This is a genomic window from Bacillus sp. HMSC036E02 (assembly GCF_001836235.1).
In the GTDB taxonomy this organism is placed as follows: Bacteria; Bacillota; Bacilli; order Bacillales; family Bacillaceae_G; genus Bacillus_A; species Bacillus_A cereus.
Window position 1 is genome coordinate 24,014 of sequence record NZ_KV827882.1, and the last position, 21,639, is coordinate 45,652.

A 21,639-nucleotide genomic window follows, 5' to 3' on the forward strand; every position below is an offset into this window, starting at 1 on the left:
GAGATACACAAAAAGACACTTTGCGCGTACGCAAAGTGCCTGAACATGTGCTTTTACACTCTCCCTACGCTGGCATTATCCAACAGGTTCAAATGGTCAATGACGGACTAGTCATACTCTCAGTTTGCATCCACAAACTCCCATGTGCTTATTATTCATCTACTTCAAAGTCTACTCTTATTCTACTAAAATAACAAGTTCTTTACTTTTCTATTTAATATAGAAGCAACTGATAAAGTGAAACTTTAATCAGTGATTTTTTTCATCCCCCATTGATTATCGGCCCTCACCAATCGGGCTTTTACGGGCAGTTGTTCCCCCCTAACTTATTTGCTTTCGTTGAATTTTGAGGTGGGGATCTTACTGCCCGTTAATGCGGGATAAAGTGAAACTTTAATTAGTTGGGATTTTGTTCACTCCATTAAAAACAGCTCAAATATAGAGCGAAACTGAATCTCAAGAAGATGTATGCTATATTTAACTTATGGAAATTTGAAAGGATGTTTTTAATATGTCGAAAAGCGTTGTAATCGCTGAAAAACCTTCTGTTGCACGAGATATTGCTCGTGTACTTAAGTGCGATAAAAAAGGAAATGGCTACCTTGAAGGTAGTAAATATATTGTAACTTGGACTTTAGGTCATCTCGTTACATTAGCAGATCCAGAAAGTTATGATGTGAAATATAAAAAGTGGAATTTAGAAGATTTACCGATGCTACCTGAGCGTTTGAAATTAACGGTTATTAAACAAACTGGTAAACAATTTAATGCTGTAAAAAGTCAGCTACTTAGAAAAGATGTAAATGAAATTATTGTAGCAACAGACGCTGGACGTGAAGGGGAATTAGTCGCACGCTGGATTATCGATAAAGTTAAGCTAAATAAACCAATCAAACGTTTATGGATTTCTTCTGTAACCGATAAAGCAATTAAAGATGGTTTTGCAAATTTAAAACCAGGTAAAGCCTATGACAATTTATACGCTTCAGCAGTTGCACGTTCAGAAGCTGACTGGTATATCGGTCTTAATGCAACTCGTGCTTTAACAACTCGCTTTAATGCCCAGTTAAATTGCGGCCGTGTACAAACCCCTACTGTTGCTATGATTGCTAGTCGTGAGGATGAAATAAAGAACTTCAAAGCTCAAACTTACTACGGCATCGAAGCTCAAACAATGGAGAAGCTCAAACTCACTTGGCAAGATGCAAATGGCAATAGCCGTAGTTTTAATAAAGAAAAAATCGATGGTATTGTAAAAAGTTTAGATAAACAAAATGCTACTGTTGTGGAAATTGATAAGAAACAGAAGAAGTCATTCTCTCCTGGTCTTTACGATTTAACTGAATTGCAACGTGATGCAAATAAAAAGTTCGGTTACTCTGCTAAAGAAACATTAAATATTATGCAAAAATTGTATGAACAGCATAAAGTACTAACGTACCCTCGTACAGATTCACGCTACATTTCATCTGATATCGTTGGAACACTTCCAGAACGTCTAAAAGCATGTGGTGTTGGAGAATACCGTCCCTTCGCACATAAAGTATTACAAAAGCCTATCAAACCTAACAAATCATTTGTTGATGATAGTAAAGTAAGCGATCATCATGCGATTATTCCAACAGAAGGATACGTTAACTTCGCAGCATTCACAGATAAAGAACGCAAAATTTATGATTTAGTTGTAAAACGTTTCTTAGCTGTTTTATTCCCAGCATTCGAATACGAACAACTAACGTTACGCACAAAGGTCGGCAATGAAACATTCATTGCACGCGGAAAAACGATTTTACATGCTGGTTGGAAGGAAGTATACGAAAATCGATTTGAAGACGATGATGTAACTGATGACGTAAAAGAGCAAATTCTACCTCACATTGAAAAGGGCGATACATTAACTGTAAAGTTACTTATGCAAACATCAGGTCAAACGAAAGCACCTGCACGCTTTAATGAAGCAACTTTACTTTCAGCAATGGAGAATCCTACAAAATATATGGATACGCAAAATAAACAACTTGCTGATACGTTAAAATCAACTGGTGGATTAGGTACTGTAGCGACACGTGCAGATATTATCGACAAACTTTTCAATTCTTTCTTAATTGAAAAACGTGGTAAAGATATTCACATTACATCAAAAGGTCGTCAATTACTTGATTTAGTACCAGAAGAATTAAAATCACCTACACTAACTGGTGAGTGGGAACAAAAACTTGAAGCAATTGCAAAAGGAAAATTAAAGAAAGAAGTATTCATTTCGGAAATGAAGAACTATACGAAAGAAATTGTTTCTGAAATTAAATCGAGTGATAAGAAATATAAACATGACAACATTTCAACGAAGTCTTGTCCAGATTGCGGTAAACCAATGCTAGAAGTAAATGGAAAAAAGGGAAAAATGCTCGTATGCCAAGACCGTGAATGTGGTCATCGTAAAAATGTATCTCGTACAACAAATGCTCGCTGTCCGCAATGTAAAAAGAAACTAGAATTACGTGGTGAGGGTGCAGGCCAAATTTTCGCATGTAAATGTGGCTATCGCGAGAAATTATCAACATTCCAAGAGCGACGTAAAAAAGAATCTGGAAACAAAGCCGATAAACGCGACGTTCAAAAATATATGAAACAACAGAAAAAAGAAGAAGAACCATTAAATAACCCATTCGCGGAAGCATTAAAAAAATTAAAATTTGATTAAACAAAAAGGTTCCTACCTCTATCGGTAGGAACCTTTTATTTTAGTGAATGATTTTACTTCCTTTTGCATTCTCAACAAATTTTTCACTTGATTTGTTAATTGGTGTTTTCAGTAATAACGCAGCAACAATCATAACTACTACGAAAACACTTAACACAAGTAAATCCCTTATTACGATATCCCAAAGCATTCCGCCTACCGTTTCACGAATTGCACTAATTGCGTATGTGAACGGTAAGAACGGATAAATCGCTTGGAAGAATTTCGGTGTCATTTGAATTGGGAATGTTCCGCCCGACCCCGCTACTTGTAGTACAAGTAAAATGATCGCCATCGATTTCCCAACGTTTCCGAAAATAGAAACGAGTGAGTATACGATACAAACGAAGACTCCACCAATAAATAAACTAAATAATACAAACCAGAACTTATCGACTACGTACGTACCGAGTAAGAATATATCTCCCATCGATACGATAAACGCTTGTGAAAGACCTATAGTTAAGAATGTTAATAAACGTCCGAAGTAAATTTCATGGCTCTTATAATTCGCGCCCTCTTCGTGTACTTCTACCGTTAATAATGAAACCATTAATAATGCGCCTACCCATAATGCAAGCACTGTATAGAATGGTGACATCGCTGAACCGTAGTTCGGCATCGCAAATAATTTATTTTCTTTTAAATTTACTGGATTCGCAAAGTAATCACTTTGCTTTTCAACATCATTTTTCAATAAGCGTATAATGTCTTTTAAATCCTCTTCAGATTCAAAATCACGAATTTTATCTGCTAATTCTTTAATCTTTTTCTCAGTAGCTGGCATTTCAGCTTTAATGTCTGCTAATTTCTTTTTACCATCTACTAAACCTTTTGATGAATCTTCTAGTAATTTTTTAACGTCTGGAAGCTTTTTGTCTGCCTCTTTTAAAATTTGAGATGTGTTTTTAGACATCTCTTTTGTGCGAGCAATTGCTGCATTGAAATTTGGAGTGATTTCTGAGTCATATTTAGCTAAAATGTCACCAATTTGGCCCGAAACACTTTTAGACACTTGATTAATACTTTCAATAACATCAGCTGCTGGTTTTTGACCTTTATTAATAGCGTCAATTCCTTTATCAGTTAAATCCATTCCTTTTTGCAAACCATCTTTTGCTTTATTTAACTTAGAAATTGTACCATTAAGGTTTTTATCACTATTCACATCAGCTAACACTTTATTTGTACTTTCCAGAACTGGAATCATGTCATTAACTAAATTCCAACTTGCTTTGAACTGCCCATTCAAATCATTTAAGGCTACTTTTGTAGAATCTAATCCGTTAACCCCTTTGTTACTTAAGTCTTCTCTTGCTTTTTCAAGCTCTGTTTTTAATCTGCTGTAATCATTTACAGCTTTATCATATTTCTCTCTACCATTGTCTAATATCTCATTAGCCTTATTTATATCTTGATTTAAATTGCCTCTAAGCTGCTGTGCATTTTCTTGCGCATTTTCAGCCTTACTTTTCAGTTGCTCAGCTGTACTTACTGCTTTTTCAAAATCAGCTACAAACGTTGCATTATAATCCTTTTCAGCTTGATTTACTAAATTATTTACTGCATCTAATTTTTGATTTACAGCATCTCGCACATCTTGTTTAACTTCTTGTCCGGAACTAATTAAATCTCCTACATGCTTAACCCTATTGTTAGCATCCACCATAGAATTTTTAAGCACCGTTAAACTTTCCACTCTGTTTCCAAAGAACTGTTTACCGAATTCCGTGGAAGCTGATTCCTTGAAAGCTGTAAAGAAATCAATCAAATATGAAACACTATCGATACGCTCTTGGAGGAGCTTTGAAGCATCCTGCACATTTTTCTGTGCTACAGCTGGATCCACGCCTTTATTTTGAAGGCCATCCATAACACTCTTTACATATGCCGTTCCAACACGAGTAGAATTGAAAACAGTGTTTACAGTTTGATCAATATTTTTAGCAATATTTTTATACCCTTCACCATTCACTTGTGGTAATGCTGGAATCTCTGGTATTTGTGGAATAGTTATATTAGGTAAGACTGGTAATTTAGCTGGATCTGGCAATGTCAGATTAAAGTCAAATGCCGGATTTTTTAAGTAATCCGTAATTTTCGCTGCAGCATCCAATCCCTGCTGCATTACTGTTAAATTATTTTTAATAGTTCCCGGAGCGCGATTCAATGTTTCATCATTTCTCGCAAAGAATTTATCTAAATTCCCTAACGCTTCTTGCCCATCATTCATAATACTCTCTACAACTGGCAACTCTTTTTGCGCTACTTTCACAACATCTTCTGCTCGAGTTGCATCATCTAACGCCTTATCCATAAGTGTATTCATTTCTGGGAACTGCGCTTCTAGCTTAAAGACAAGATCTTTTACTTTTTCGATACTTGGTAAGTTTGTTTCTAAATCGATTCCAAGGTCATTGAAAATTTTAAAAATCTCACCGTTTGCTGTTTTTACAAAGTTTTTACTAATTTCTTCTGTAATACCTGATGCACCTTTTGCTGTAATCTTCGGTGCGATCGCGTTTACTTTTTCATTCACATAGTAATCCAGTTCTGGTTTTTTCGGATTTTCATCCAGAACAGTTGCGATTTTTTCAGAGAAGTCTTTTGGAATCGTAATACTTGCATAATAATCCCCACGCTCAACTCCGTAAATTGCTTGTTTTTCATCTACAAATTTCCAGCCAAGATTTTTGTTTTTCTTAAGGGAGTCTACAATCTCTTTCCCGATATTAATATCTTTCCCTCTTAAATTAGAACCTGCATCTTGGTTAGAAACTGCAATGGGAACCTCTTTTGTATTTCCATATGGATCCCAAGAAGCTTTAATGTTAAACCATGCATATAACGATGGTAAAATCATTAATCCTAAAACAATAACAATTGCAGCCCAATGTTTGGCTACATTCCGTAAATCTGTCTTATAAATACGCCAAATTTGTTTCATAGAAGTTATCACCTAATTATATATTTTTCCTTCTTTAGAAAATGATACATGCATTTTGCAATTATATCACTTTCTACATCGTGTATTAACCAAAAACGTACTATTTTTTCCCATTAACTTTCACTTACTTCATTATATAACGAAGTGAGTCAAAGTATGAATACAAAATGACCAAATCGGTTTTACATTCAATAATAACAAATATATATGAAATGTCATAAAAAATACAAGTATTTTCTCTTGGAAATACTTGTATTCCTAAAAAAAATCCTCACAGCTTTTATTCTCTGTGAGGATTTCTTCTATTATATATCCAATTGAACCTCTACACCGAAATGATCTGAAATTACATTTCTGTTTGTACCATTAAAAATAACTTTTGAAGAATGAACTTTTTTACTTTGGTTACACAATATTAGATCGATTCGCAAATTATGTTTATTTTCATCCCAACCAGCAATCTCACCTTGGACAGTCGTTCCTTCATCCTTCTCTATTGCTAATTCATATGTGTCATACAACCCTTTTTGCATCATATACTCATAACCTTCGCCTTCCAACCGAGCATTGTTATTAAAATCCCCCATTAAGAAGGCGAGCTTATTGCTATCTACACGCTCCATCAAACGATCGACTTGACCTTCGAATGACTCTTCTTCATCATTCCACCAACCGAGATGGCAAGAGTAAAACGTTATATCCTTACCATTATAAGCAATTGTTGCACTTACAATTTTACGCGTTTTCCAATACGTTGTATCCTCGTTCTCTGAAATGAAGAACGTATCTTCTTTTATAATATTATGCTTCGTTATAATCGCTAATCCTTCTTCATACACGTCATAACCAATATGAGAGAAATCCCAAGTAATATTGTAATCTTTTACATGTAGCGCTTTTAACTCTTCTAATAGTAAAAGTCCAAAATTATCTTCTTTCTTGTTACCGCATACATTTTCAGCTTGTATGGACTGACTTACTTCTTGCAATGCGATGACATCGTACTCTTCTTCTTGAATTACTTTAGCAAGGTATTGTATCTTTTCTATTTGATTCTCTTCTTGCCAAGAATGACAGTTTAAAGTTAGCAATTTCATATTATTACGCACCTAACATATCTTGAATGTCTGACTTTAATACGTCAGCTTTCGGACCATATACCGCTTGTACACCTTTATCTTTTACAATAAGCCCTAAAGCACCATTTTGTTTCCACTGTGCTTCTGATGCAACAACATCTAAATCTTTTACTGTTACACGTAAGCGTGTCATACAAGCATCTACGTCAGCAATATTTTCTTTTCCACCTAATAAATCGATAACTTTTGTTGCTAATGAAACGCCTTGTACATTTCCTGTTCCTTCTGATGCCTCATCTTCATTATCAATATAGTTACCTGCACGCCCTGGTGTTGGTAAATTGAATTTTTTAATTAAGAAATTAAATAGTGTAAAGTTAAGACCGAAGAACACTAATGAAACAATAACAAAGTTGATTAAGTCTCTTGTTAAACCTGCGTTAACCATCATTGGTGTACGAGTAATTAACTCAATAAATCCAAATGCATGAACACGTAAGTTAATTAAATCAGCTAGCGCGAATGCAAGTCCTGTTGTAATAGCATATACAACATATAATACTGGAGCAATAAACATGAACATGAATTCAATTGGTTCTGTTACACCTGTTAAGAATACTGCTAATGCTGCTGATAAAAACATTGGTTTATATTTTGCACGCTTTTCTTTATCCACGTTACGGAACATCGCAAATGCAATCCCCATTAACGCTGCTGTTGAGCCGATAACTTGTCCAGCTTTGAAACGAGCTGGTACAACGTTATTTAATAAATCGTTATATGCCTTCGTATCTCCATTTGCTAGTAAATTATTCAAATCTGTAATCCATGCAAGCCATAATGGATCTTGTCCTGCTACAACTTGTCCAACTTTTGAACCAGTTAACATCGTATATGTTCCGCCTAGCTCTGTATAGTTCATCGGAATCGTTAACATATGGTGTAAACCAAATGGTAATAATAAACGCTCTAACGTTCCATATACAAACGGTGCAACAACTGGTGCGCTATCTTTTGAAGCTGCAATCCAGCGACCAAATTCATTTAACCCACTTTGGATGAATGGCCATAGAAGTGATAATACAATCGCAGTAACTGTAGACCAAAGAATTACAACGAATGGCACAAATCGTTTTCCATTAAAGAATGCTAATGCCTGTGGCAGTTTATTATAGTTATAATATTTGTTATATAAAGTAGCTCCTAAGAAACCTGTGATGATCCCTACGAACACTCCCATGTTTAATGCAGGTGCACCAAGTACAGAAGTAAAGTAATCTTTTACAATTAAATCTCCCGCTATTACTGAAGAAACTTTCGCTTTTGAATCCGCTAACATTTCAGCGTTTACGCCAAATATAGCTCCTGTAATTCGGTTTGTTAAGACGAATGCTAATAGCGCTGCAAATGCACCACCCGCGCGATCTTTCGCCCAAGATCCCCCAATTGCTACTGCGAATAAGATGTGTAGATTTGTAATGATTGCCCAACCGATGTCTTCCATTACGCGAGCGATTGTATGAACTGCGTTAACATCCCCAGCAGACATACCAATTAACTTACCGATGGAAATCATTAAACCAGCTGCTGGCATTACGGCTACAACAACTAATAAAGCTTTCCCGAACTTTTGCCAAAAATCAAAAGACGTAATTTTCATCTGTTCTTCCTCCCCTTTATTTATAACAACATAATGATTTAAATTATAATTTCTGTTCCCTTTATGAAAACGATTCCTTATATTACTTTATTTTTATCTTTACGCAACCGTTTTCATAAATCTATTTTAATAAAAGCGTTTTCACTTTGCAATAGAAATTTATTTTTTTTCATAAAAAAAGATGCTCAAAGAGCATCCTTTTTTATTATGAAATGCGATAAACCCTTGTTTCATAAGGTTTTAAAGCAATTGTTGTTACTTCTTCATGTTCCGCAACTTCATAGTTATTTAAAAGCAAACGTTTGCGTTCTAGTGCGAATGAACCCTCATTATACACAGCTTCCTCTTTTGAGATATTACTAATTACAATGACTTTTTCATCCTGTAACGTACGTGTATATGCATAAATTTGTGGATCGTCTTCTAAAAGTAAATCGTACGTACCATAGTTCAGTACATCGTGCTCTTTTTTCAGGGCAATCATTTTCTTATAGAAATTGAAAATAGACTTTTGTTCATTTTTTTGCTTTTCAACATTAATTTCTTTGTAATTTGGATTCATGCTAAACCAAGGTGTACTTGTTGTGAAACCAGCATTCATCTCATCATTCCACTGCATAGGTGTACGTGAATTATCGCGGCAAGAAGCCCATATAATCTCCATCATATCTTGATGTGGTACGCCCTCTGCAATTTTCTCGCGGTATAAATTTTTAATTGCTACATCATCGTAATCTTCAATATTTGGTAACTGAACATTTGTCATACCAATTTCTTGTCCTTGATAAATAAACGGTGTACCGTGCATAAAGAAATACATCGCTCCTAGAGCTGTTGCACTTTCACGCCAATATTGTTTATCATCTCCCCATGTTGAAACGATACGTGGCTTATCGTGATTCTCAATATATAAAGCATTCCATCCTTTATTTTCTAATCCTTTTTGCCATTTCGTTAATACTTTTTTCAATCCTACAACATCAAGGTCTTTCTTCTTCTCTGCATCCCATAAACTTAAATGTTCAAACTGGAATACCATATTGAACTTACCTTGCTCTTCTCCAACCCATAGCTCAGCATCTTCAATCTTAACGCCATTTGCTTCACCAACAGTCATAATATCGTACTTAGAGAATGTATTTTCTTTTAGCTCTTCTAATAAAGGTTGAATACCTTTCACATTCATATGTTTATCAAAAGATGGCACATATTTTAACTCTTTTGGATTTGGCATATCCTTGAGGCCTTCTTCTTTTTTAATATGACTAATCGCATCAACGCGGAAACCATCAATACCTTTATCAAGCCACCAATTAACTGTATCGTATAATACTTCGCGAACTTCTTTATTCTCCCAGTTTAAATCTGGTTGTTTACGCGAGAATAAGTGTAAATAATATTGTCCTGTTACTTCATCATATTCCCATGCCGAACCATTAAAAATACTTTCCCAGTTGTTTGGTTCCGCACCATCTTTACCATCATGCCAAATATACCAATCACGCTTCGGATTGTCTTTAGATGAACGAGACTCAATAAACCATGGATGTTCATCACTTGTATGATTAATAACTAAATCAATAATAAGCTTCATATCACGCTTATGAACTTCATCTAGTAAAGCATCAAAGTCTTCCATCGTACCAAACTCATCCATGATATCTTGATAATCACTAATGTCATAACCATTATCATCATTAGGTGACTTATACATTGGGCAAATCCAAATTACATCTATACCTAAATCTTTTAAATAATCCAGTTTCGCAATAATACCTTGTAAATCTCCAATACCATCTCCATTTGAATCCATAAAGCTACGTGGATAAATTTGATAAGCAACCGCTTCTTTCCACCATGTCTTATTCATAGTCATTCTCTCCTTTTGCATCCCATCGGAATTTTTATGCAAACGTTTTCGTAACACTATCATAACAAAATATGAACAGTTTGCAACTGTTTTCATTGAACTCTATGTAGATTCTTTATTCTTATGCTTTATTTATTTCTCACAAAGGTAAATCTCATTCTTCACCTCTTCTTGAAACTGGTAGCCCCTCTCTCTTTATAGAAGAAGTTCCTTATATAAAGGCTGTTGAATTTTTTAATGGCGGTAACATCCCTGAAAATTTCAAGCGCTCTGGTTCCTATGTCTATAAACCTATTCCCCTTAAAGGCATTCAAATCATGCAATACTTTCTTTCTCATGCACCAAATAAAGATGCTAGTATTTGGCATCAATCGCCCATAGGTGCTGTTGAAAATATTTCGCCGAATGAAACGGCTTATTTTCATCGTAAAGCAATTATTGCTCAAGAATACATTACCTCTTGGAAATGCGATGATGAAGAAAATCGAAATATACGCTGGGTTAAAGGTTTACGAGAAAACTTAGATCCTTATACATTAGGTGACTATGTGAACTGGCCCGATATCGACATTAAAAATTGGCAAACTAGTTATTATGGCTCTAACTTTCACAGATTACGTAAAGTAAAAATCATGTATGATCCTTGTGATGTTTTTCATTTCCAACAAAGTATCCCTCCTTTTCATACTTGAAAAAAGGGGATAACATAAAAAAATCACCCAATATACCGTTACCTCGCAGTATGTTGGATGATTCAAGTTGATTTTCTATATCGTTTCAAATTCTTGCTCCTACTCATAAACTTTTACTTACAGATTAATTGTATTTCGTATCATTTTCATGCAATGAATGTAATTTAATATTTGGTACTTTATCTTTTTCAATACCTCTATTATAAGAAACAGGAACTTGAAATTCGAATTGCTTTGTCTCATGTTTTTGTAAATAGACTGGTTTCGGTACTGGATAGCTTTTTGAATTCTCGTTTGCATTATCATATAAAACAACTTTTAATGCTTGTGAATGATTACGATAATTTTTTAAAGTAACAATGCACTTCGGTTGGATATTCTCTCCATTTTTCTCCATTCTACACTGGCTATCATCTTTTTTATATTCTATCGCTTCTACGCCTGTTTTTCCTGCATAGTACCATGTTTTATTCAATGTCTGGAGGATGTTATTTAAAATAAACGGCATCATTAAAATTAAAATTAAAATACTAATGCCTACTACTTTTATCTTATTCGTTTTTCTAAATGTACTAGACTCCTTTTTTCCTAGCCATTTTAAAAATAATATAAATGCAATTACATGTAGTATGAAAGAAACAATCAATATATTTGAGACTTTATAATCCATATAGACATACGTATGTATCGGAACCTTATAGACATTGAATAATTTTTCCCCAATTAATTCATTATCATTTGGAATTTTTAATAATAACAAAACCCCTATACTGTAACAAATAGCTACTAATCGATCATACTCAATACGAATCATTCTTTCTCCCCTTCACTTTGTATTTTATTATCGATTTTAGCTATTATTACCATACTATACAATCTTTTTATAGAGGATAACGTAAAAAAGTTCCTTATAAATATATAAAGAACCTTATTAATATACACTATGAATTAAAAAATCAATATACAATTTTCACATTGAAATTTCTTCAAAATATGTTGGATCATGTATTGTAATTTTTTTATCTAAAATTGTAACAATGCTATCATTTTTTAATTGTTTTAATACGCTGCTAACTGTCTCTCGAGATGTTCCAGATATTTTGGATATTTCAATTGTTGTAAGTGGACATGAAATTACAATCTTTTCCCCACTCTGTTCTCCTAAATCCTGCATTAAATAATTTAACGTTTGGATAACACGATCTTGTGCATTAGGAATTGTAATATTTTGCACTCGATTTTCGTTCAATTTTAATATAGATGATAATTGCTGAACAACGTACATCAATTGCGTTCTGCTGGATTTTACCATATCTTCAAAGATTACCGTTGGAATATAATATACCTCCACATCCGTCATTGCTTCTGCTGTATAGTTATATCCTCTGTCTGTAAACATGCCACCATAAGGAAAAATAGAATATCGCTTTACATAGTCATCGTATAATAAGTTCCCATTTTGATTAACCCGCTCTAACTTTACAAAACCATCTAACATGAAGTAGATTCTTTCTCTTGAATCTCCTTCTAAAAATAAAAATTGACCTTTTTTATAAGTTCGCCAATAAACAAACTCTGTTAAGCCTTTCAATTTTTTTTCTGTTAAATGAGCAAATAATTCGAACTGCTTTAAGTCCTTAACTACGTTCCGTCTATTCATAAAATTCCCTCTCTCTTGCTGTATGTTGGAGCGAAAAATCAAGAAAGCGTATTCAATTTGAATTTTATCATAATTAACTTACATATTCAGATTTCATCATGAAAACTTTATGAACAATAAGTACAAAAAATATTAATAAATAAAAAGAATGAAGTTACTAACTCCATTCTTTTTTACTACTAAGTAGCGTACATAAGAATTTAAACATATATGCATACATTCTGTTTTGAAATAATAGTACCAGCTTTTTCTTCTAGTGCTTCATATACTTTTTCTAAAGACGTAATAATTGTTTTTCTTTTTGGATTTTTATTAACAAAATTAATAGCAGCTTCAATTTTTGGAAGCATGCTTCCCGCAGCGAATTGTTGTTCTTCAATATATTCTTCTAATTGATTCACTGTGACATGCTCTAATTTTTTTTGATTCGGTTGATTATAATTTACATACACATGATCAACTGCAGTTAAAATAACGAGCGTATCGGCATCTACTAATTCTGCTAATTTCTGTGCAGCGAAATCTTTATCGATAACTGCTTCAGTTCCTTTTAGCCCTTCTTCGGAATCAATTACTGGAATTCCACCTCCGCCAACAGCTATCACTATATTTCCATCTTCGACCAAAGAATTAATCACTTTATGTTCATGAATACTTACAGGCTTCGGTGATGGAACAACGCGTCTCCACCCTCTACCAGCATCTTCTTTAAACACTGCTTTTGTTTCATCCATTAATCTTCTGGCCTCTTCTTCTGTATAAAAAGGACCGATTGGTTTAGTTGGATTTTTAAATGCCTCATCTTTTTTATCCACAACAACGCGTGTTATAACCGTTGCTACGTCTTTTTTTATATTCCGTTTTTTCAATGCCTTTTCAATCGCATTTTCCATCCAATATCCAATCATTCCTTGGCTCATTGCCCCACAAGTATCTAATGGCATTGCAGGTGTCTTTTCCGTTTCTGCAGCTTTTTGCTGTAATAAAATATTCCCCACTTGTGGGCCATTTCCATGCGCAATTACTATATCCACATCATTTTCCATTATTTTCACAAGTTGTTCTGCCGTTTTTTCCAACGCTTCTTGCTGCGCTCCCGCAGTAGCTTCTCCAGACTGTATCGCATTTCCCCCTAGTGCAACTACAATTTTTCTTCGTGCCATATTCCAGCCCTCCAGTTGATTTCGCTTTCACAGCGCTTTATAAAGTAATACTGCCTGTAATTAATCCATAAATCGCAAAGAATGCTAAAGCACCAATTGCTACGGATGATGCTAATTCCACTCGAGTAAATATTTGCTTCGAACTCTTTTGCTTTTGAACATTGTAAAAAATAAAAATACCTGGCGCATATAAAGTCATTGTTAATAATAAATACTCTAAACCAGCTGCATAAACTAGCCACACGCCATAAATACTTGCTATCAAGCCAATTATTATATTTTTATTTCGATCTGCTTCTTCAGACTTTAAGCTATGCTTCAGTTGATAAAACGCTGAAAAAGCATATGGGATTAAAATAGCTGAAGATGCTAAAGAGAATGCAAAGTTATACGCCTGATCAGAAACGACGAATGTTAACAAGAACATTTGTATTAAACCATTTGTTATCCATAATGAATTTACTGGAGCCTTATTTTTATTTTCTTTTGCGAACCATTTTGGAAATACTCCATCTTTAGCCGCTAAATATGGAATTTCAGAAGCGAGCAAAGTCCAACCTAACCAAGCACCTAATACAGAGATGACCAAACCTAAATTAATAAAGATAGCACCCCATTTTCCAACAACACTTTCAAATAAATAAGCCATAGCCGGATTTTTCAAACCTGCAATATCTGCTTGCTGCATAAGTCCAAGAGACAATAATGTGATTAAAATGTAAATGATGAGTGTACCAATTAAGCCAATAACGGTTGCTTTCCCTACATCACTTCTATTTTTTGCTCGACTGGATAAAACAACAGCCCCTTCTACCCCAATAAATACCCATAAAGTTACAAGCATTGTACTTTTAACTTGGCTGCCAACTGCTCCCCATGAAAAAGAACCAGTTTGCCCCCAAAATCCATCTAAGAACGTATCAATATGAAACGCGAAGATTCCTATGACAATAAATACAAATACAGGTACTAATTTTGCGATTGTAGTTACTAAATTCACAAGTGCTGCTGATTGAACTCCACGTAAAATTAACATGTGAACACACCATAATAATACGCTTGCACCAATAATGGACGCTACATTTTGCCCGCCTTCAAAGATTGGGAAGAAATATCCTAATGAAGAAAACAATAATGTACCGTAAGCTACATTTCCAAGCCAAGCAGATAGCCAGTATCCCCACGCACTATTAAACCCCATAAAATTACCAAATCCTGCTTTTGCATAGCTAAAAATACCACCATCTAAATCTGGCCGTTTTACAGTTAGATTTTGAAAAGATAATCCAAGTGCAATCATCCCAATTCCTGTTATAACCCAGCCAATAATAATGGCTCCAGCACCAGCACCTTTTGCCATATCACTCGCTAAATTAAAGGCTCCACCGCCAATCATAGACCCAACTACAAGAGCCGTTAGTGTAAACAACCCTAATTTCTTATCTTCACCCATTCCACTCACCTCTCTTAAATTGCAATAACAATACAAAAGCAATAGTGAATGATAGTGTCTAAAGGAGGAGAAAGAAGAAAGGAAGACTCCCTTTCTTCTTTACTCCATGTTTCCTAAAGTAGCTGCCATAACCGCTTTAATTGTATGCATTCTATTTTCAGCTTGATCAAATACTTTTGAATGTTTACTGCGGAATACTTCGTCAGTTACCTCCATTTCTTTCAACCCATATTTCTCATAAACTTCTTCGCCATACATCGTTTCAACATCATGAAATGCAGGTAAACAATGTAAGAAAATCACGTTTTCATTCCCTGTTGCTTTAATCATTTTCATATTTACTTGATAAGGTTTCAATAACTCGACACGTTCAGCAAATTTTTCTTCTTCCCCCATAGACACCCATACATCTGTATAAATTACATCTGCATTCGCAACAGCTTCTTCCACATTACTTGTTATCATTACCTGTTCATTATATTTTTTTGCTAAATCAATTACTTCTTGTGCAGGCCATAAAGATTCCGGTGTACAAATACGTACATCCATTCCAACGATTGCTCCACCAACTAGTAAGCTATTAGCAACATTATTTCGTCCATCGCCAACGTAAACGAGCTTCACATTTTTCAATTTCCCTATATGTTCTCTAATTGTTAATAAATCTGCTAGTGTTTGTGTTGGATGCCACATATCTGTTAATCCATTCCAAACCGGCACACCAGAATTTTGTGCTAAAGATTCTACGGTTTCATGATTAAATCCACGAAACTCAATTCCGTCAAACATACGCCCTAACACTTTTGCTGTATCCTCTACAGATTCTTTTTTCCCAAGTTGAATATCACCTTTCCCTAAATATTCAGGATTTGCTCCTAAATCTGTACATGCTACTGTAAATGCACAACGTGTACGAGTAGAAGTTTTTTCAAATAAGAGCGCTACATTTTTACCTTCTAAATAATGATGCGGAATACCATTTTTCTTTTTCTCTTTTAATTCTGCTGCCAAATCTAGAAAATATAATAATTCTTCTTGTGTAAAATCTTTTTCTGCTAGAAAGCTTCTTCCTTTTAAATTTGGTCTAGTCATTAACATAATTCATCCCTACTTTCTCCGTTATTTATACTAAATATCTTTACGAACAATTGGCATACTCATGCAACGTGGACCCCCACGACCACGAGATAATTCCGAACTTAGCACCTCAATCACTTCTATACCGTGTTCCCGTAATAACGTATTAGATACATAGTTGCGATCATATGTAACAACTACACCTGGCGCGATTGCTAATGTGTTCGAGCCATCATTCCATTGTTCACGAGCAGAAGCAATTACATCTCCTCCTCCACATGGAATAAGAACTAATTCACTTAAGCCTAATACCTCTTTTAATGCTTCCATTAAAGAAGTACGATGTGTAATTTTAAGAGTTTCCTCATCTGATCCTTTTTCTAAAATATAAATATTCATATTCCCTTTTGGCCCTTGAATGGCTGGGTGAATTGTAAACTTGTCATAATCAACCATTGTAAATACTGTATCTAAATGCATAAATGCTCGACATTTTGGAATTTCTATTGCTAACACTTTCTTAATTTTATTTTGTCGGCTAAAGAGATTTTTAGCTAAACGTTCAATTGCTTTAGCTGAAGTACGAGCAGATACTCCAATCGCAATTGTTTCTTCATTTAAAATTAGCTCGTCGCCACCTTCAATTGGAAATTTATAATCACGATCTAACCAGATTGGTACATTATGTTTTGCAAATCTTGGATGATATTTAATGATGTACTCCATGAATAATGATTCACGTCTACGCGCTGGTTCTCTCATCTTATTTATCGTTAAGCCATCGCCCACGCTAGCTGCTGGATCACGAGTAAAATATAAATTAGGCATTGGATCTAAGTAAAACGGATAGTGATCTTCCATTAATTCATATAAATGTGTCTTCTTACTTGTTTCAATTTCGTTTTTCCGTACACCGCCCATAATTTTTTGAATTAATTCTTCATTTGAAAAGGAAAGTAAATATTCTTTTAAAGTTTGATGTGCAACATTTACGTCGGCCTGCCCTTCTTTTAAAATACGATCAACAAATTCTTCTCGAAGTTTTTTATCTACTAACGCCTCAGCGGCTAGTTTTTCTAAATAAAGAACTTCAACACCCCGATTGCGTAACGTTTGTGCAAAATAATCATGCTCTTTTTGAATAATTGGTAAGTATGGAATATCGTCAAATAATAATTGCTGCAAATAATCTGGCGTCAAGTTTTCCACTTCTTTACCCGGCCGTTTTAATAAAACCGTTTGTAATTCCCCAATTTCTGAAGTAACATGTATCGGATGTTTCATTTGTTGTACCTCCTTTTAAATATGTTTGATGTCTTACAAGTACATAATAAATACTCTGCACTTTCATCTTTGTGAAAGCATCCACATTATCATTGTGAAATATTAAACAAGTTATTTTTTTAAAATCATACGAATATGTATTTTTATAACAAACTATCTCGCTTTCTCAATAAAAAATACATATATTACGCATATATGTTGAATATTTAACTTCCGTATTTAAACAAAAATCCTGTTTTTAATTTTATTAAAAACAGGATTTTTGCATCTAAATAATTAAATTTAATCTTTCTTCTATAATCTCCCTATCTGATTTCGACTGTGAAATTATAAGGCATGTATCATTTCCACATATACATCCTATTTTTTCTTTCCAATCTAACTCATCAAATAAAACACCAATAACATGTGCATTACCAGGTAATGTTTTAATAACCATTAATTGATCTACACAATCAATTTTTACAACAACTTCTCGTAATTTTTTCTTTAACTTTATATCAGTTTGTAAATGCTCTTCTGAGAAAACTTTATATATCATTAATCCTTCTTGAGAAGGTACCTTCGTTAAGTTTAACTCACGAATATCGCGAGAAATCGTAGCTTGTGTTACTAATACATCTTTTTTTGCTAACAATTCTACTAATCTTTCTTGCTTATCTATTTCATACTCCTTTACAAATTGTTTAATTAACCGTTGTCTTTTTTCTTTTTTCATAAAAGACACCCCTTTTAATATTATAGCTCGCTATAATTTTCATCCGAAAGGGGCAGAAAAGAATGTTGCGGAAACGTTCATAGTTTAACTGTAAATATTAAATCAAGCTAAATAAAAAAGAGAAGAACAGCATTCTGTTCTTCCTTTTACATTGAAAATCGTTCAATTGTTTGTTTCAAATCAGTTGCTTGCTTCTCTAAATCCTTTAATAATTGATCGATTACTATCATATTTTTAGACTGTTGTAGCGTCACACGCGCCACTTCTTGCGAACCAGCTGACGTTTCTTCAGCAATTGCTGCTACAGCTTTTGTTTGTGCTCCTGTTTGATGAATGTGGCTCACTTGTTCATTCATATAACTACTAATTTGCTGAGTTGCATCGGCTACTTCCATAACACTTGATGACATTTCTTTTAAAATTAATTCCGTAGCTTCCCCACGTTTCGCCTCTTCTTTAGCTATTTTCACTTGTTCTGTCATTTTCATTGCAACTTGTTGTACTTCATCTTGCATATTCCGTAATAACTGCGATATGTTTCTTGCAGAATGATCACTTTCATCAGCAAGTTTACGTACTTCTTCCGCAACAACCGCAAAGCCTCTTCCATGCTCTCCTGCGCGAGCTGCCTCAATAGAAGCATTTAGTGCTAATAAATTCGTTTGGCTAGCAATCGCACTCACAACAGACACAATATGTTCTACTTGTTTCATTCGTTCTTCTAACTTCTGTACATTTTGCATTGAATCTTCATTTTCTTTTGCCAATGTTTGAATACCTTGAATTAAAGACGTAAAGACACGAGTACTATGCCCTAAAGCTTCAACCATTTCTGAAGACAATGTATCAGACTGCTTCGCTTTTTCTTCTACTTCACTTGCAATAGAAGTCGTTGTATCAACAGCAGAAACAATTGCTTGAATTGATGCCGCTGATTGCTCAGCGCCTGAAGAAATTTCTGCAAGTGTCTCTGATACACCTTGCGCTTGTCTCGTTGCTTCACCTGTTTGTTTTCTAATCTGCTGTACTTGATTGTTTGTATACGAAAATGTTGTATCAATATTTTTTACCATGCCCCTTAAGTTTCCTAACATCATATTAAATGCAACACTTAAAGATTTAATTTCATCATCTGTCTTCGGTAATGGAACATCTTCACGAATATCACCCTCAGCTGCTTTTCTTGCCGCTTCCTCTAACTTGCGAAGCGGTTTAATTAAAAATACGGCTGCTCCATATGCTAAAATTCCAGACCATACTACCCCTAATAACATAACGATAATATTATATACAGTTTGACTTATATAACTTTGAAAATAATCGTATATCACGTAAATAAAAAAGATACTTGTTGAATATGTAATGAAAGCTAAAACTGTAGTGAATAGCATAAGTTGTGTACGTAATCCAAAAGAAAATGTTTTCCTTTCTTTTTCCATCTTCCCTTTCCCCCTTTTTATAAGCAATATAAATACTACCTATATATTATTATCCATATTTTCATTATAGAAGGATATAGAGATTTTAAAAAAATTATTTCTTTGAATATCAAATTGCACGAAAAAAATAAAGGATTCTGACAATTTATGACTAATAACAGAAATAAGGGGCAACATTTGTAAAATATATTTTTAACTGGGGGTTTTGTATGATTCAAGTTCGAAATCTAGTAAAATCATTCGGTTCACTTGATGTGTTAAAAGGAATTGATTTAGAAGTAAAAGAAAAAGAAGTTGTTGTTTTAATTGGTGCCAGTGGTTCTGGTAAAAGTACATTACTTCGCTGTCTTAACTTTTTAGAAATGTACGATGAAGGCGAAATTCACTTACAAGGTGAGCGAATTGATCCAAAGCATTCAAATTTAAATAAAGTCCGTGAAAATGTCGGTATGGTTTTTCAGCACTTTAACCTCTTTCCTCATATGACCTCACTAGAAAACATCATAGAAGCACCTATTCACGTAAAAAAATTAGAGAAAGCAAATGCAAAGGATATTGGAACTCAACTTCTCCAAAAAGTCGGCCTTCAAGATAAAGCAGATGTAACTCCTCATCTTCTTTCAGGTGGTCAAAAACAGCGCATTGCCATTGCACGAGCTCTTGCAATGAGCCCTAAGATTATGCTATTTGATGAGCCTACCTCAGCTTTAGACCCTGAACTTGTTGGAGAAGTATTGCAAGTTATGAAAGAACTTGCTGAAGAAGGGATGACAATGGTTATTGTTACTCATGAAATGAATTTCGCAAGAGATGTAGCTGATCGCGTCATCTTTATGGATGATGGAAAGATTGTAGAAGATGCTCCGCCAGCACAATTCTTTTCAGCTCCATCACATGAACGGGCAAAACAATTTTTACGCAACGTTTTATAATGTAACTTTTGTTTCGAACGAAAAAGAATACATTCATACGGTGCACAACTAATCATCCAAATAAAATATTTCAATAACATACTAAAAAACCATCCGTATGATCAATATATAGGAGGGGTTTTATGAAAAGAAAACTATTAACCATTGTTGCTAGCATTACACTATGTACATCTTTCATACTAGGAGCTTGTAGCAAAGAAAGCTCTACTACTTCAACAAATGGTGAAAAAGAATTTCGCTATGCGATGAGTGGATTATACAAACCTTTTAACTATAAAGAAAATGACGGCAAACTTGTCGGTTTTGATGTAGAAATCGGTGAAGCTCTTGCTAAAAAGATGAACATGAAGGCTACGCCAGTTACAAACCCATGGGAAACGCTGATTCAAGGTCTTCAAGCGAAGAAATATGATGTAATACTGGGTAGTATGGCAATTACAGAGGAGCGCTTAAAAGCTGTTAGTTTCTCAAATCCGTACTATCGCTCTGGCGCCCAAATTTTTGTAGCTAAAAAGAATAACGCTATCTCTTCTCCAGAAGATTTAAAAGGTAAGAAAATTGGTGTTGTAAAAGCTAGTACCTTTAAAAATCTTGTTGCAAAATATACAGATCAAATCACTGAATATGACAGCGATATTACTGCTCTTATGGATTTAGAGCCTGGGCGTGTTGACGCAGTAATTACGGATCAAATGGTTGGTCTACGTATGATAAAAGAAGGAAAATCAAATATAAAAGAAGCCGGAAAACCATTAAATCTTGATGAAATGGGAATTGCTATTCGCAAAGATGATAAAGAAATGGTTGAGAAAGTAAATAAAGCGTTAGATGAAATCATTAAAGATGGTACGTATGAAAAGATCAGTAAAAAATGGTTCGGGCGTAATATTCTCGGTGAAGAGGAAAAAACGAAGTAAGTTAGCCA

The 21,639-nt window shown here is 34.4% G+C and carries 14 protein-coding genes, 3 pseudogenes and 1 riboswitch; of the genes and pseudogenes, 4 read left to right on the top strand and 13 right to left on the bottom strand.

Annotated features, from left to right (window positions below; genetic code table 11):
- Nucleotides 1–44: 44 nt before the first annotated feature.
- Nucleotides 45–154, bottom strand: a riboswitch (TPP riboswitch).
- A 357-nt stretch (nucleotides 155–511) separates the two neighbouring features.
- Entirely contained in the window at nucleotides 512–2,701 is a 2,190-nt protein-coding gene (gene topB / locus HMPREF2590_RS27825; RefSeq protein WP_050821526.1) for a DNA topoisomerase III, read from the top strand.
- 40 nt (nucleotides 2,702–2,741) lie between these two features.
- On the opposite strand, the gene HMPREF2590_RS27830 is transcribed toward topB, so the two are convergent.
- From HMPREF2590_RS27830 to HMPREF2590_RS27845, 4 genes are all read right to left on the bottom strand, one after another.
- On the bottom strand, nucleotides 2,742–5,687 hold the full coding sequence (locus HMPREF2590_RS27830; RefSeq protein WP_050821523.1) for a YhgE/Pip domain-containing protein: 2,946 nt from the start codon (nucleotides 5,685–5,687) through the stop codon (nucleotides 2,742–2,744).
- A 305-nt stretch (nucleotides 5,688–5,992) separates the two neighbouring features.
- Nucleotides 5,993–6,784, bottom strand: a complete 792-nt coding sequence (locus tag HMPREF2590_RS27835; protein ID WP_000771985.1) for an endonuclease/exonuclease/phosphatase family protein — start codon at nucleotides 6,782–6,784, stop codon at nucleotides 5,993–5,995.
- A gap of 4 nt (nucleotides 6,785–6,788) precedes the next feature.
- Nucleotides 6,789–8,426, bottom strand: coding sequence for a PTS transporter subunit IIBC (locus HMPREF2590_RS27840; RefSeq protein ID WP_050821521.1), 1,638 nt, complete (start codon nucleotides 8,424–8,426; stop codon nucleotides 6,789–6,791).
- A gap of 205 nt (nucleotides 8,427–8,631) precedes the next feature.
- Nucleotides 8,632–10,296 (bottom strand): glycoside hydrolase family 13 protein, encoded by a 1,665-nt coding sequence (locus tag HMPREF2590_RS27845; protein ID WP_050821519.1) that lies wholly within the window; start codon nucleotides 10,294–10,296, stop codon nucleotides 8,632–8,634.
- Between the two features lie 155 nt (nucleotides 10,297–10,451).
- Between HMPREF2590_RS27845 and HMPREF2590_RS27850 the strand changes: the two are divergent.
- Nucleotides 10,452–10,988: pseudogene (locus HMPREF2590_RS27850) on the top strand (BBE domain-containing protein); the annotation flags it as partial.
- A 124-nt stretch (nucleotides 10,989–11,112) separates the two neighbouring features.
- Here the strand turns inward: HMPREF2590_RS27850 and HMPREF2590_RS27855 are convergent.
- The 9 genes and pseudogenes from HMPREF2590_RS27855 to HMPREF2590_RS31335 form a co-directional block, all read right to left on the bottom strand.
- Nucleotides 11,113–11,802 carry an ABC transporter permease gene (locus HMPREF2590_RS27855; protein ID WP_070861628.1) on the bottom strand — a complete coding sequence of 230 codons (690 nt, stop codon included), beginning with the start codon at nucleotides 11,800–11,802 and terminating at the stop codon, nucleotides 11,113–11,115.
- Nucleotides 11,803–11,958: 156 nt separating this feature from the next.
- On the bottom strand, nucleotides 11,959–12,648 hold the full coding sequence (locus HMPREF2590_RS27860) for a Crp/Fnr family transcriptional regulator (protein WP_001081905.1): 690 nt from the start codon (nucleotides 12,646–12,648) through the stop codon (nucleotides 11,959–11,961).
- Nucleotides 12,649–12,848: 200 nt separating this feature from the next.
- Nucleotides 12,849–13,811 (bottom strand): carbamate kinase, encoded by a 963-nt coding sequence (arcC, locus tag HMPREF2590_RS27865; RefSeq protein ID WP_050821517.1) that lies wholly within the window; start codon nucleotides 13,809–13,811, stop codon nucleotides 12,849–12,851.
- 37 nt (nucleotides 13,812–13,848) lie between these two features.
- The gene (arcD, locus tag HMPREF2590_RS27870) at nucleotides 13,849–15,264 is read right to left on the bottom strand and encodes an arginine-ornithine antiporter (RefSeq protein ID WP_000503399.1); all 1,416 of its coding nucleotides are present in this window, start codon (nucleotides 15,262–15,264) and stop codon (nucleotides 13,849–13,851) included.
- Between the two features lie 99 nt (nucleotides 15,265–15,363).
- Nucleotides 15,364–16,362, bottom strand: coding sequence for an ornithine carbamoyltransferase (gene argF / locus HMPREF2590_RS27875; RefSeq protein WP_000930289.1), 999 nt, complete (start codon nucleotides 16,360–16,362; stop codon nucleotides 15,364–15,366).
- A 30-nt stretch (nucleotides 16,363–16,392) separates the two neighbouring features.
- Nucleotides 16,393–17,625: an arginine deiminase gene (gene arcA, locus HMPREF2590_RS27880; RefSeq protein ID WP_000682331.1), complete on the bottom strand. Its 1,233-nt coding sequence runs from the start codon at nucleotides 17,623–17,625 to the stop codon at nucleotides 16,393–16,395.
- Nucleotides 17,626–17,893: 268 nt separating this feature from the next.
- Nucleotides 17,894–18,343 carry an arginine repressor gene (gene argR, locus HMPREF2590_RS27885; protein WP_000711822.1) on the bottom strand — a complete coding sequence of 150 codons (450 nt, stop codon included), beginning with the start codon at nucleotides 18,341–18,343 and terminating at the stop codon, nucleotides 17,894–17,896.
- A 146-nt stretch (nucleotides 18,344–18,489) separates the two neighbouring features.
- Nucleotides 18,490–19,062, bottom strand: a pseudogene (locus HMPREF2590_RS31330) (methyl-accepting chemotaxis protein); the annotation flags it as partial.
- A gap of 369 nt (nucleotides 19,063–19,431) precedes the next feature.
- A pseudogene (locus HMPREF2590_RS31335) lies at nucleotides 19,432–19,782 on the bottom strand (HAMP domain-containing protein); the annotation flags it as partial.
- A 209-nt stretch (nucleotides 19,783–19,991) separates the two neighbouring features.
- Between HMPREF2590_RS31335 and HMPREF2590_RS27895 the strand changes: the two are divergent.
- The gene (locus HMPREF2590_RS27895; RefSeq protein WP_000616925.1) at nucleotides 19,992–20,714 is read left to right on the top strand and encodes an amino acid ABC transporter ATP-binding protein; all 723 of its coding nucleotides are present in this window, start codon (nucleotides 19,992–19,994) and stop codon (nucleotides 20,712–20,714) included.
- 122 nt (nucleotides 20,715–20,836) lie between these two features.
- Nucleotides 20,837–21,631, top strand: a complete 795-nt coding sequence (locus tag HMPREF2590_RS27900) for an ABC transporter substrate-binding protein (protein WP_000823768.1) — start codon at nucleotides 20,837–20,839, stop codon at nucleotides 21,629–21,631.
- Nucleotides 21,632–21,639: the final 8 nt, after the last annotated feature.